The sequence below is a fragment of the Psychrobacter sp. CAM01 genome (genome assembly GCF_032842965.1).
Taxonomy (GTDB): domain Bacteria; phylum Pseudomonadota; class Gammaproteobacteria; order Pseudomonadales; family Moraxellaceae; genus Psychrobacter; species Psychrobacter celer.
Window position 1 is genome coordinate 93,678 of record NZ_JAWJBL010000005.1, and the last position, 12,755, is coordinate 106,432.

The 12,755-nt window shown below is 47.8% G+C and carries 12 protein-coding genes; 7 read left to right on the top strand and 5 right to left on the bottom strand.

Annotated features, from left to right (window positions below; translation table 11 throughout):
* The first annotated feature begins 601 nt into the window (after positions 1-601).
* The 7 genes from R0I52_RS02035 to R0I52_RS02065 all read left to right on the top strand — a co-directional run bounded on the left by R0I52_RS02035 (position 602) and on the right by R0I52_RS02065 (position 7,563).
* A complete protein-coding gene (locus R0I52_RS02035) occupies positions 602-2,017 on the top strand; it encodes a Do family serine endopeptidase (RefSeq protein ID WP_410524027.1) in 1,416 nt (471 codons plus the stop codon).
* Positions 2,018-2,557: 540 nt separating this feature from the next.
* Positions 2,558-3,736: a hypothetical protein gene (locus tag R0I52_RS02040; RefSeq protein ID WP_317052942.1), complete on the top strand. Its 1,179-nt coding sequence runs from the start codon at positions 2,558-2,560 to the stop codon at positions 3,734-3,736.
* Between the two features lie 489 nt (positions 3,737-4,225).
* Complete coding sequence (gene dapA, locus R0I52_RS02045) at positions 4,226-5,131, top strand: 4-hydroxy-tetrahydrodipicolinate synthase (protein ID WP_075102200.1); 906 nt, start codon at positions 4,226-4,228, stop codon at positions 5,129-5,131.
* Between the two features lie 108 nt (positions 5,132-5,239).
* A complete protein-coding gene (locus R0I52_RS02050; protein ID WP_317052943.1) occupies positions 5,240-5,554 on the top strand; it encodes a hypothetical protein in 315 nt (104 codons plus the stop codon).
* Between the two features lie 124 nt (positions 5,555-5,678).
* Entirely contained in the window at positions 5,679-6,392 is a 714-nt protein-coding gene (purC, locus tag R0I52_RS02055; RefSeq protein ID WP_317052944.1) for a phosphoribosylaminoimidazolesuccinocarboxamide synthase, read from the top strand.
* 160 nt (positions 6,393-6,552) lie between these two features.
* On the top strand, positions 6,553-7,200 hold the full coding sequence (locus R0I52_RS02060; RefSeq protein ID WP_317052945.1) for a DNA-3-methyladenine glycosylase: 648 nt from the start codon (positions 6,553-6,555) through the stop codon (positions 7,198-7,200).
* 51 nt (positions 7,201-7,251) lie between these two features.
* Positions 7,252-7,563 (top strand): NGG1p interacting factor NIF3, encoded by a 312-nt coding sequence (locus R0I52_RS02065; RefSeq protein WP_317052946.1) that lies wholly within the window; start codon positions 7,252-7,254, stop codon positions 7,561-7,563.
* 40 nt (positions 7,564-7,603) lie between these two features.
* Here R0I52_RS02065 and R0I52_RS02070 read toward each other — a convergent pair whose 3' ends face one another.
* From R0I52_RS02070 to R0I52_RS02090, 5 genes are all read right to left on the bottom strand, one after another.
* Positions 7,604-7,972: a hypothetical protein gene (locus R0I52_RS02070; protein WP_317052947.1), complete on the bottom strand. Its 369-nt coding sequence runs from the start codon at positions 7,970-7,972 to the stop codon at positions 7,604-7,606.
* A 190-nt stretch (positions 7,973-8,162) separates the two neighbouring features.
* A complete protein-coding gene (locus tag R0I52_RS02075) occupies positions 8,163-8,828 on the bottom strand; it encodes a hypothetical protein (protein WP_317052948.1) in 666 nt (221 codons plus the stop codon).
* Between the two features lie 808 nt (positions 8,829-9,636).
* Complete coding sequence (locus R0I52_RS02080; RefSeq protein ID WP_100748743.1) at positions 9,637-9,840, bottom strand: CsbD family protein; 204 nt, start codon at positions 9,838-9,840, stop codon at positions 9,637-9,639.
* A gap of 525 nt (positions 9,841-10,365) precedes the next feature.
* Positions 10,366-11,694 carry a D-amino acid dehydrogenase gene (locus R0I52_RS02085; protein ID WP_317052949.1) on the bottom strand — a complete coding sequence of 443 codons (1,329 nt, stop codon included), beginning with the start codon at positions 11,692-11,694 and terminating at the stop codon, positions 10,366-10,368.
* 56 nt (positions 11,695-11,750) lie between these two features.
* The gene (locus tag R0I52_RS02090) at positions 11,751-12,503 is read right to left on the bottom strand and encodes a folate-binding Fe/S cluster repair protein (protein ID WP_317052950.1); all 753 of its coding nucleotides are present in this window, start codon (positions 12,501-12,503) and stop codon (positions 11,751-11,753) included.
* Positions 12,504-12,755: the final 252 nt, after the last annotated feature.

A 12,755-nucleotide genomic window follows, 5' to 3' on the forward strand; every position in this document is an offset into this window, starting at 1 on the left:
TAGTTGCCGTGTGACTGACTATTGCGTGATAACCAACCATATTGAGCAGCGATAGCGCCGCCGCAGAGCACAACGGGATGCTAAAAGGTACCGATCTTATGCAGATAATACAGGCCAGCGCTTTGATTTATCATACAGTAGCTATCTTTTTGTCGCCATCTTTGTCGTACCGATGGCCTGTCGCTACTATAAAGATAATGATATAAAGATACTGATACAAAGATACTGACGGCTAATGGTATTGCAGCAAAAAAACCAGTAACCTATTGCATAACAAAAAGGGATTGAAATCAGGGACAACAGTACGGATAAAACGATAAGACATGGCCCACTTTTGCACCAAGCGGCTATTTTGCATCACATGGCTGTGCTATTACATTGTTTGTCTCGTCCTGCTCGAATAGGTTTTATTGCGTGCTATCAGGTGTCATACAGACTGTGCAAAACGTATTCCAGCAGCACTGTACCTAACTGTACACAGCATCGTCTTTGAGATGCAGCGATAGTATTCGCCACAGCACGGCCACTGACAATAATAATGATCACTCATATGGAGGACACGATGCCTATCAATATGTCTACAGCGCCAGCCAAACCTCGTATGCGCCATTGGCTACAGCGCAGCACTTTAGCGCTTGCCATGAGCACAGCGATGCTGGCAGGGGTATATACCACGGCGATGCCAAGCGCGCATGCTGCCGTCACCACGGCGAATTTTTCGGATTTGGTACAGCAGGTCACCCCAGCGGTGGCGCGTGTCAATGTGACCAAAACCGTCAGTGAGGCGGAGCTTGCTAAGGCCCAAACGGCAGAGCTGCTCAGGCAGTTTTTTGGCGATCGTCTGCGTATTCCGGATCAAGCCGCGACCCCAGCGATTGAGCATGCCTACGGCACCGCGTTTTTTGTCACTACAAATGGCTATATGTTGACCAACCATCATGTGGTCGAAGGCGCGGACAAAATCACCGTCACGCTCAACGATAGGACAGAGCTGGATGCCACCTTGGTCGGTAGCGATGAGCGCTCGGATGTGGCAGTACTAAAGGTCAGTGGTAAGCAGTTTCCCGCGTTACCGATCGGTGATTCCAATGGTTTAAAAGTTGGGGAGCCTGTACTGGCGATTGGCTCGCCCTTTGGTTTTGATTATTCGGCCTCGGCTGGTATCGTCAGCGCCAAATCGCGCAATTTTTCACGCGATACCAGTGTGCCGTTTATCCAAACCGATGTGGCACTAAACCCAGGGAACTCAGGTGGCCCACTGTTTAACCAGCGCGGCGAGGTCATCGGTATCAACTCGCGTATCTTTAGTGGTACAGGTGGCTATATGGGGCTGTCGTTTTCTATCCCGATTGATGCGGCGATGGACATCTACGAGCAGCTAAAAACCAATGGTGAAGTCGCCCGTGCTTATCTGGGTATCTATCCACAAGACATCGATCGCAACTTGGCAGAAGCGTATAACTTGGCGCGCCCGCAAGGGGCGTTGCTGACTCGCGTATCACCAGATTCGCCTGCCCAAAAAGCAGGGCTAAAATCTGGCGATATTATTTTGCAGTATAATGATGCGCAAATCATGCGCGCCTCGGATTTGTTGAATTTACTCAACCGTGCCAAGCCCAACGACGCGTTTCATGTGCAGATTCAGCGCGATGGTAAACGGATGCTCGCGCGTGGCACGCTGGCCCATGCGCCCAATGATGTCCGAGCACAAAGCGGCGATCAGCAAGACAATGATATACAGCTTGGGCTGCGCTTACGTGACTTGACCGCCGATGAGCAAGCAGAGCTGGCAGTTGACAACAAAACCGGCATCTTAGTCACCACAGTCGACCCCACAGGGCTGGCGGCGCGCTCAGGCATCATGGCAGGCGATGTGATTACCAATTTTCACCAAAAGCCGATTAAAAAAGTCACTGATTTTTCCAGTGCCATCTCAACGTTACCCAAAAAAGGCGTGGTGACCATTGAGGTCATTCGTCAAGGTGTTCCGGGTATCATCGGTCTGCGTATCGAGTAGCCTTGTGTCATACAGGAGTCGTCACGCAATACGAGCATCTGACTGGATAAAACTGAATAAATAGGGCAATGATTGACATAGGCTGTCAGTATAATGAGGCAGCCAGCAGAATGATGAGCGGGTCGATCAACCCTATGCTTCATTCCTATGCTTCATTCCTATGGCTCATTAGAGGCGTCTCGGCAAATACCATCGGTACGACACGCAAGATAGGTCCAGTGAATACATGGGTTTACAATTGTGCTTGTCTATCATAGAGCTCGGCCTCTATAATGGCTGATTTTTTATCCAACTCGCCACATATCGTTTGGGCGATGCTGGCTTGTCGCACGTTTGGCTGTGGCAGACGTTGTCTGATCGCTAGGGTTTGCTAGATACTGCTTTATGCTCTGCGTCTTGTCAGCCCTATGTGGTCGGCCCAGTTTATAAGGCATTGTAGCCCCTACGAAATAAGCATTGATTGATAAGCAATAAGGGCTAAGTGCTGCTCAAAAGCCACTGTTCGATTGTTCCACCTTCACCCATAACCGCTAGGTAATTATGACTGACCACGCACTTTATACGCTAAGTATCTCTATAGCAGCCGCATTGCTTGCGTATATTCTACTATGGTCAGGATTACAGACGTTCAATGCCAATCCGACCAAACGGTTTTTGCGTATCTGGGGCCAGCTCATACTGTATTATGCCGCGTACACCATGCCTGTTTGGGCGCTGCTCCTACTGACAGGCTGGATGGAGGGTCTATTTGCCTTAGCGTGGCCGGTGCTGCTTAGCGCGGTGGCGGCCATGCTGGTCTATTTTTATACCGTTATCATTCAGCCCAATTGTTTGCGCCTTGAGCACCATACTGTCGATTTGGATTTGTCGACACCACTGACGGTCGCTGTATTGGCAGACCTACGCATTGGGTTATATAGTGGCAAACCGCGCCATATTCGTAAACTGGTCGCAACCATCAACGACTTGGCAGTGGATGCGGTTTTGATTACCGGTGATTGGCTGTATTATCCTAGTGCTGATTTGGTCGGGCAGCTGATGCTGTTTAAAGGGGTCAATAAACCGGTCTATACAGTGATGAGTACCTCAGACTTGCGTTATCAGTCGCTCAACACCACCAAGCAAGGCCAGCCATTGTTGGAGGACACCTTGGCCTGCGCGTTTGATGTGCTTGATATTAGCTACATTGGCCAGCAGTGTACCTCATTGCCGCTCAGATGCGCCGCCGTGCCGCCATCTGCCAGTCGTTTTGACAATATAAGGGATACCCAGCGCTTAGCGGCGCACGCAACAGATGCGCCTGTAGCCGTGCTGTGTGGTTGGCAAGATGTCCCTGTGCAGTGTGGCGAAGTCGATGAGCAAAACAGCGCGGACAAAGCCAAGCTTGGGACAAAAATCACCCACGCGCGTCAGCCGGTAATTATTTTGGCCTCACGGTTTGATAGTATCAGCGACTTACCAAAATCGCCACAACCACGGCCGTTATTGATCACAGGGGCGGCAAAAGCCACACAAAAAAATATATGGCAGGCGCAAAAACAACAAGATATCCAGCGCAGTGGCGATAACAAAGGTGTGCTTGGCAATAGTCGTATGGGGAAGCAGCGCGGCTTGTACCAGCATGCCAGTGCTCAGATATTTGTCAGTAGCGGTATTGGCACGCGCGGTCTGCCATTTCGCTTGTATCGGCCCACTATCGATGTGTTGACGATTCGTTAATATTTTGCAAAAGACTTATCAGCGCTGCGGCATTGCGCTACACTAATTAGTCATTAATAAGCCACCAAACGATGACTTATTAATGACGGGTAGCAGTTTTGATGCAGATCATGGGTGCGCGTCGGTGAGCATTTTATTGATTAGCAACGTAGATGTAATCTCAATTGATTGATAGCGGTCAAATCAAAATATGCTACACTAGCAGGCGTTTTTTATGATTATGTTTTAGAATCAGACAGGCGCTTTGGTGATAGAGACCACTTCCGTCAAAGCGGCCTAAAGACAGACGCATTTATATCGCAAGTGCTTGGTGAACGCCAACTTCCCACAGTAAGACAGTACGTAAGATAAGACATCGCACGTAATACCATGAGCATCTATTTTTGCCTATATAATGATAGGTGGAGTAGAGGCGCACACTGGCATTTGCAAACGACCTATCATGTGACAGCTTTGATAAAAGCTAGGATAAAACAGTAAGGCACGGTTATGAGCACAGCATACGACGAGATTAAAACCCGACTACAAGGCTCAATGGTAGCCTTGGTAACGCCCATGCATCCTGACGGCACGGTCGATTATAAACGTCTGGCAGACCTCATAGATTGGCAGATTGAGCAAGGCACGCATTGTCTGGTGGCCGTTGGTACCACGGGCGAGTCAGCAACGCTATCGATGCAAGAGCATAGCGATGTGATTCGTTATTTTGTGCAGCATGTCAAAGGTCGCGTACCGGTGATTGCGGGGACAGGTGCCAACAACACCATGGAAGCCATCAAGCTGACTCAAGATGCCGCCGACGCTGGTGCAGATTGCGCCTTGCTCGTTGCGCCTTATTATAATAAGCCGCCGCAAGAAGGGTTGTTTCAGCATTACAAGACCATCGCCGAGGCGGTCAACATTCCGCAGATGCTCTATAACGTGCCAGGACGCACCGTCGTCGATATCGCCCAAGAGACCGTCGAGCGCTTATGTGATATCGACAATATCGTCGCTATCAAAGACGCCACAGGCTCAGTGGGCCGCGGTGAGCAGCTGATCAAAGCTGTGGGTGATAAAATGGTGGTACTGTCTGGTGATGATGGCACCGCGCTTGATTTGATGAAAGTCGGCGGTAAGGGCAATATCTCCGTGACGGCCAACGTCGCACCAAAAGCCATGAGTGAGACCTTTACCGCTGGTCTACGTGGCGACTTTGCCGCTGCTGACAAAGCTCATGATGTGGTCAAGCATCTGCATCGTGATCTGTTTATTGAGTCAAGCCCGATTCCTGCCAAATATGCCCTGCACAAAATGGGTATGATCGACAAAGGGATTCGCTTGCCGTTGGTATGGCTAGCACAAAAGCATCATGCCACTATCGATGAAGCCTTGGTGCGTGCAAACTTACTATAGTAATATTTAGCTATCGTATAATCGAGCACCATTATCATCAAGCAATAGCATTATAGAGCCTAGAGCCATAGTATCATCGAGCAATAACTGCTAACTCAGAGAGATAACATGATGAAAACATCATCGACGAGCACAAAGATATTCCCTGCATTGCTAACCGTCGTTTTGGGCAGTACCTTCGTATTGAGCGGTTGCCAAAGTGTCAAAAACGTACTTGGCAAACGTGACGACGGTAGTTTAGAGTACCAACAAAGCAAAAAACTGGCACCGATTGAATTGCCAGTAAATAAAGAGCCTGCACCTTTTGTCCCTTTATATCCTACGCCTAACGCTGGTACAAACACCCTTACATTAAAAAATGACTCAGGCAGTCAGTATCAACTGCCAAAGCCTCAGCGTACGGTGAGCACGCCTTCAAACTAGTTTTATTTCTTTACTTATACCGCTGAGTTTTTGTCTTGCCGATTGTGTCTGATCGATTGGGCCAAACCAAAGCGGTAGCTGCGCGTTTTTACCACATAAGCTTGAACGAACAGGAACTCCCATAATGCAAAAGCAACAACTGCTGTACAAAGGTAAGGCCAAATCTGTATATGAAACAGAAGACAACGATCTTCTGATTTTGCACTTCCGTGATGATACCTCAGCGCTGGATGGTAAGCGTATCGAGCAATTGGCACGCAAGGGCGTCGTCAATAACCGCTTTAATGCGTTTATCATGCAAAAACTGGCGGATGTGGGTATCGAAACCCACTTTGAAAAGCAGCTGTCAGAAGATGAAGTGTTGGTCAAGCGTCTGGATATGATTCCGGTAGAATGCGTGGTGCGTAACTTTGCCGCTGGCAGTTTGGTACGCCGTTTGGGCTTAGAAGAAGGGCAAGCACTGACGCCGCCTACTTATGAGCTGTTTTATAAAGACGATGCGCTGGGTGATCCTATGGTAAATGAGTCACTGGCCGTATCTCTTGGTTGGGCGACCAAAGAGCAGTTGGCAAAAATGCAAGAGCTGACCTATCAAGTCAATGACGTACTAAAAGCGCTGTTTGCCGCTGGTGATTTGATCTTGGTCGATTTCAAACTTGAGTTTGGCGTATTCCACGACCGTATCGTCTTGGGTGATGAGTTTTCACCAGATGGTTGCCGTATCTGGGACAAAACCACCAAGAAAAAACTGGACAAAGACCGTTTCCGTCAGTCATTGGGTGATGTGATCGAAGCATACGAAGAAGTGGCCAACCGCATTGGCGTCCCATTAAGCTAAGCGATTTGTTTAGACCGCTATAAAAGACTGAGCCGTGTGCTCAGTTTTTTTATGCAAAAAATTACGGAACTGGTAAAAAAGACGCACGGTACAAGCGCGGTATTCTACTTATAATATTTTTTAATATCTTTGAATGTATTAAGTAGGTTGGTCGATAGTCATGTCTCACACTTGGTCTCCCAAAACAAACAGCAAGGCACTAGAGCCGATTTGGTTTACGCGCCCCACCTGTGTGGTCGCCGCTGATTTGATAGGTAAGGTGCTGTGCAGGCGGCTGATAGATAGTGACGGCACAGAAAAAATCCTACGTATGCGCATCTCGGAGACCGAAGGCTATATTGGGGCAGCAGACCCAGCTTGCCACGCTCATGCCGGCACACGCACCTCACGTACCAAGATTATGTATGAGCCAGGTGGCGTATTTTATGTTTATCTGACTTATGGCGTCCATTATATGCTCAACTTAGTCAGCGGGGCTGCCCAGTCGCCCGAGTCTGTGCTGATACGTGCAGGGTTTTTGACCGACGACAGTGACCGCCTTGCAGACGAGCAGCCATGGCGTCCCAGTAAGCAGCGGACTGATCCCAAACAGTTTGCAGGCCCAGGTAAGCTCACCAAACGCTTGCACATTGATCGTGATTTATATGGCAAGCCTATTGCCCCCGCATCTGATGTTTGGGTCGAAGACGATGGCTGTCAGCCACCAGTGTCATTGCGCCCGCGTATCGGTATCGATTATGCTGGCGACGCCAAAGACTGGCTGCTACGCTATATATGGACTGACCATCCGTCGTTGTCTAAAAAATAGTAAGTTTATAGCTGTGGTAGTTTTTTTAAATAAGCTCGAAGGAAGTGTTTTATGTATAAATTAACCGTTTTTATCCCTGATGAGGCGCTCGAGTCGGTAAAATCAGCGCTGTTTGTCGCGGGCGGCGGTAAGATTGGCAATTATGAAGCGTGCTGCTGGCAAGTGCAGGGTACAGGGCAGTTTAAGCCTTTGGCTGGTAGTCATCCGCATATCGGGGCGCAAGATAGACTAGAAAAAGTAACCGAGTGGCGTGTTGAGATGGTGGTAGCAAAAGAAAACATCGAGCAGGTCATCGGTGCGTTAAAGCAGGCGCATCCATATGAGACGCCTGCTTATGATGTCATCGAAGTACTTGACTGGTAAGAGATGAGGCAGGATAGCTAATAGCGGCTTAATTAGTGGTTCAATCTTCTTTTATTTTAATCACCTGATAGCTTGGATAGTCAAGCTCGATCTTATAGTCTTCACCGCCGCGTCTAGCTTTTACCTTTATTTTGTGGTCGCCTTTTTTGTATTTTACGTCTTTGACACGGTACCCCATGTTGCTGACTTTATTGGCAGCGCGCTGCTCGATTGCAGGCTGATACAGCTCTTTATCGATATTTTTCAGCGTTTTTTTGTGCTTCTTATACAGCTTGGTGTCTTTATAAATGTCTTCATATAGATCGCCATAGGCATTGTAGCCAGGCGCGGTGACGCAGCCAGTCGTCAGTGCCAAGGCAGCAACCATAGCAGTCACTGCAGTGTGCTTTACAAAAGTAGTGATGTGCATAAAAACCTCTTATGGGGTCAAAATGTGATGAGTCGGTTTATGAAAAATGGCCAAACAAACCAAGGGCTGGCTTATTTGACCAGAGGCATCAAGACCACAACGATGCCAAAATTTAATAAAAAGTCGCGCGAATAACGCACGGACAAACAAGAATAACCGATGAGACGCGCACTATCTCATCAAATACATATTAGTCTTTTTCTATTTTGATGACGTTTAGGTTGGGATAACCAAGCAGTATTTCGTACTCTTGGGAGCCGCGTTTTGCTTCAATCTCAAACACCCCGCGATTGTTTTTTTCTTCCAGCTCAATGTCTTTGACGCGGTAACCCATGGCGCCAACCTTTCTGATCGCCCGTTGTTTGATGGCAGGGTAGCGTGACTCTTGTTTGATACGGTCTTCGACGTCATCACCTTTATAGTGCTTATTGTACTTACCATGATTCTTATATTTATCGTTCTTATATTTACCGTTCTTATAATAGTCTTCGTCGTCCCAAATATTGGACCAAGATTTTTTGCTTGAGCTGATCAAGCGCAGATCAGGATAGCTATATTTTAGCTCATATGCTTGGTTGTTCTTTTTGGCATAAGCAATGAGGGCGCGGCGACCGCGATGACTGTCGGCTCTAATATCCATTACCTGATAACCTTTACGGCGCAAGTTATTGCGTAGCTGCTGACTGACGCGCTTATAACTGACACGGTCATAATCCCCACCGCCGCCGTAGATGGGGTAATCATAACCGTATCCAGGCGCGGCGACCGTGCAACCAACGGTAGAGACACTCAGTAATGCGACAGCAAGACCAGAGGTGACCACCGCTGATAAAGACGAAGGTCTTAATATTTTCACAATATCTTCTCCTATAGGGGATATTTCTTCTTTTTGAAATATTTGCTTACATAACCATAGTAGGACGCTAATCTCATTGCCGCGTGTCTTGGCTGTTAATAAGTTGTAAACTTTGCAAATATTTGCGTAAGCATCGGCAACTTTAGGTGACTAAGGTGTCAGGTGTGGCTAGGTTTATCGCCAATACGTTTGTATCGCTATGTGGCTTTTTCAAGTAGGCAATGACCTTTAGGAAAATAAAGTGGATAATTATCAATAGCTTAGTCGGGTAAAAATGAGTGCAGGAGCGCTCATGTAAGTATATGCTTACACGCAATGACGCTTACGCGACTTAACATCACATTATAGATTGGGCATTATAGTCACACGGCATTAGGGAATGTGACTCAAGGATTGAGTGAACCGCATTAAGGATAATGATTCAGTGATCAGCATCAGGATGATAATGAGAACTGAAGTAAGGACACATTTTCTGTGCTGACAACAGCAGTGATTGCTGGTAGTCGTAGAAAAAGGGCAGGATGCCCAGTATCACATCATGTTGAATAGCGTGCAAGGATGCACATGACGCAACCGTGATAGGTAACATGGATGGTTAACAATAAAACCGCATAACAATTGATTGCTATGCGGTTTTATTGTATCTGCTCGTTCTATAAAAAAAAGAGACCGCATGCTTTCATGCGGTCTTTTTTATTCTCTACTATTTATCATTACTTAATAGCAAGTACTCAACAGCAAGTGTTTAAGCTGGTCTCCATGAGTGAGTAAAGAAGACTATCTCAGTAACTACAATGAGTAGTTATTATTAGTAGTTATTGTGGCGACGCCATTCGTCTACTTCGCGCTCGGCATTTTCTTTACTATGACCATAGCGCTCTTGTACACGGCCTACTAGCTTGTCGCGGCTGCCTTCGATATGAGTGAGGTCATCATCGGTGAGCTCTGCCCATTTTTGTTTAACCGCACCTTTCATTTGGTTCCATTCACCTTTTAGCGTATGTTCATTCATTATTATATTCCTTCTGTTATGATCGAGTTTAGTATTGAGGCTCAGTCTAAAGGCTAAGTTTTGTCTCAAGACTAAGCTTTAATATCTTAAGCTTTAGAATATTAAGTTATAAGACATGCGTTCCATCTGTGTTTTTATAACGTATCACTCAGCGGCTGCTGATTATTACCAACATTTAACTTGCATTGGCAATCACGTGTGAGCCAACTGGTGATATCCAATATAGGCGCTCACAATAGCCTTGTCTGTATAGGCAATGTTTAGAGTGTTGCACCATTATAGAAATCTACGTACCTATGTTATGCGTCACATCTTTGTGTAATAAAAAGCAGTTTTTTCAACGAAGTACCGTAAAGACGATATCGCAAAAACGGAAATAGATAAGAATTTATCAGCAAGATTAGGTACTAAACATATTAGCCATTAAATATAGTCAATCCGAAATAAAGCTGGTATGCAAGATACTATGTTCTACAGGGCGTCACGTGCTACGGGTATTTATTTTGCGAAAGTGCTCGGCAGCTTTTATGGAGCAGTCACACCGACAAAGTCAAAATCGACTGGCGGTTTCTCACCCTGTATTAACAGACTAATAGCTTTTGCCGAACCACAAGCATGGGTCCAGCCAAGTGTGCCATGACCCGTGTTGAGCCATAAATTATCAAAACTCGCCGCTGTATTGTAACTACCGTGACGGACATGGCCTTTGTGCGCGCGGCCTATCAGCGGTACGTTTGATGGGGTCATCGGCCGCAGCCCTGTCCAATATTGTACAGAGCTTGCAATGATGCCTTTTGGGAATAGCTGCTGCACACGGCGAGTGATGGCCGCACAGCGAGTAGGGTTTAGATCCAGATTGTAGCCGTTGAATTCGGCGGTGCCCGCGACCCGTAGCTTGTCGCCGAGGCGCGATGCCACCAGTTTAAACTCATCATCGATTAGACTGACAAACGGCGCTAGATGCGGGGCGCGAGGATTGACTTGATAAGTGGCTGAGTAGCCTTTGGCGGGGAAAATAGGCAGCTGTACATCAAGCGGCTTCATCAGGGCGACGCTATGGCTACCAAGCGCCAGCACATAGCTGTCGGCGCTAAAGGTCTGGGCGTTTGCGTCTTTGGGCCGAATGGTGACGCTATGCACGTGCGGCTGCGGCGTTTGGGTATCAAGGTTGATGGCGAGGATATCAGTATCGTATAAAAACTGTACGCCTGCTTTGAGGCAGCGCGCAGCCAAGCGCTGAGTAAATAAATGGGCGTTGCCCGACTCATCACGGCTGGTATAGGTTGCGCCTGTGAGCTTATGAGCGATGGGGTAGAGCGCAGGCTCTAAGCTGACCGCAGTACGGATATCGATGATATGGCGCTCACAGCCTAGCGCTTGCATACGCTTGGTCGGAGCAATGGCTGACTCAAACTCTGCTTGATCGGTATAAAAATGCATGATGCCGCGCGTTTGCTGCTCATACTCGATACCGATATCCGCGCGTAGCTGCTGCAAAGCCTCTCGTGAAAACAGCCCCAGTCGGACCATCTGTACCAGATTGGCATCCGCTCTGTTCGCGCGGCACTCTTGCAAAAACTGCAGCGCCCATCTGAGCTGCGCCTTGTCCGCTCGCAGGCGATACAGCAGCGGTGCGTCTTCTTTACCTAGCCACTTTAGCGCTTTTTTCGGGGTTGCAGGATTGGCCCAAGGAGTGGCGTGCGAGACCGAAATCTGCCCGCCATTGGCAAACGAGGTCTGCATTCCTGCTGCTGATTCACGCTCGATGACGGTCACATCATAGCCTGCTTGGCGAAGATACCATGCGGTGGTCACACCCACCACGCCTGCCCCGAGTACCGCGATATGTGTCATAGATTGCTCTGCTGCGTATTTAAAAAAGTGCTGTTAAGGCTGCGAGATGTTTTGGGCTATGGTTGGCGGGCTACATCCGCTTGCAATGCCGGTGGCAATGCCAACACGGTCAGCTCGCTGTCGGCTAAATGTTCTGGACGGGCAACGACTAATGCCTCAAAGCCACTATTGCTAGCAATGGCGTTGACCACCTGAATCTTACCGAGTTTGTCGCCGGCTGCTGGCATCTCGCCTGTGCCACTGACGTAGTGCAAAAACGCCTTTGGCGCTGATTTAAAATAAATACGGGCGATGACTTCTTGCCCCAAGTAGCAGCCTTTATCATAGTCCATCCCGCCGCGCTGATGCAGGCGTAGCTCTTGCGGCTGAAACTGCCCTTGTGTCGCCGCGACGATCCAGTAGTTGCCAGTGGCGATACTTTGCTGCGCCCACGCGTTGGCTTCTTCTGTCGTATGGTGTTCGTCTTTGTGACTAAAAGTCGGCTCGTCAGCGAGCACACAAGGATAGATGGCGGCTGGAGCGCTGGTCTCAAACTTCGAAAATGCGCCGTACTTTTTAAGATGGGCTTGCAAGCTGTCAGCACAGTCAGCGCTGATGACGATATCAAAGTGATTTTCGGCTTGTTTTTTGATCCAAATGCCAAACTCGATGCGGCCCTTTAGGTTGCTAATGGCAGCAGCTTGATAGCTGAGTCCGAGTTTGGTGACGTCAACGGTCAGCTGACTTTGTAAGAATTTTTCGGCATCCTCGCCTTGGAGCGTCAATTGAGAAAACTGTGGTAGAGTCGATATATCGGTAGATTGAGTCATTGTTATTATCCTTTTTTGAGCGCTGATTAGCAGGGTTTGCGTACAATAGTTAAGGGCTGGTATTAGACTCCCTTGACCAAATACGCGCCTATAAAAACCAGATGAGATTAAGAAGAGTACCACAAAAAGTACCGCCGTAAAAAACAACAGTGCCTCTCCAATGGTTACGGTATAAGTTGGGTAGAGTGACCATTTTTCAACCGTACAAATTGGTTAAAGATGGCGAGTTACGGTACAATGTGAGCTCTACAA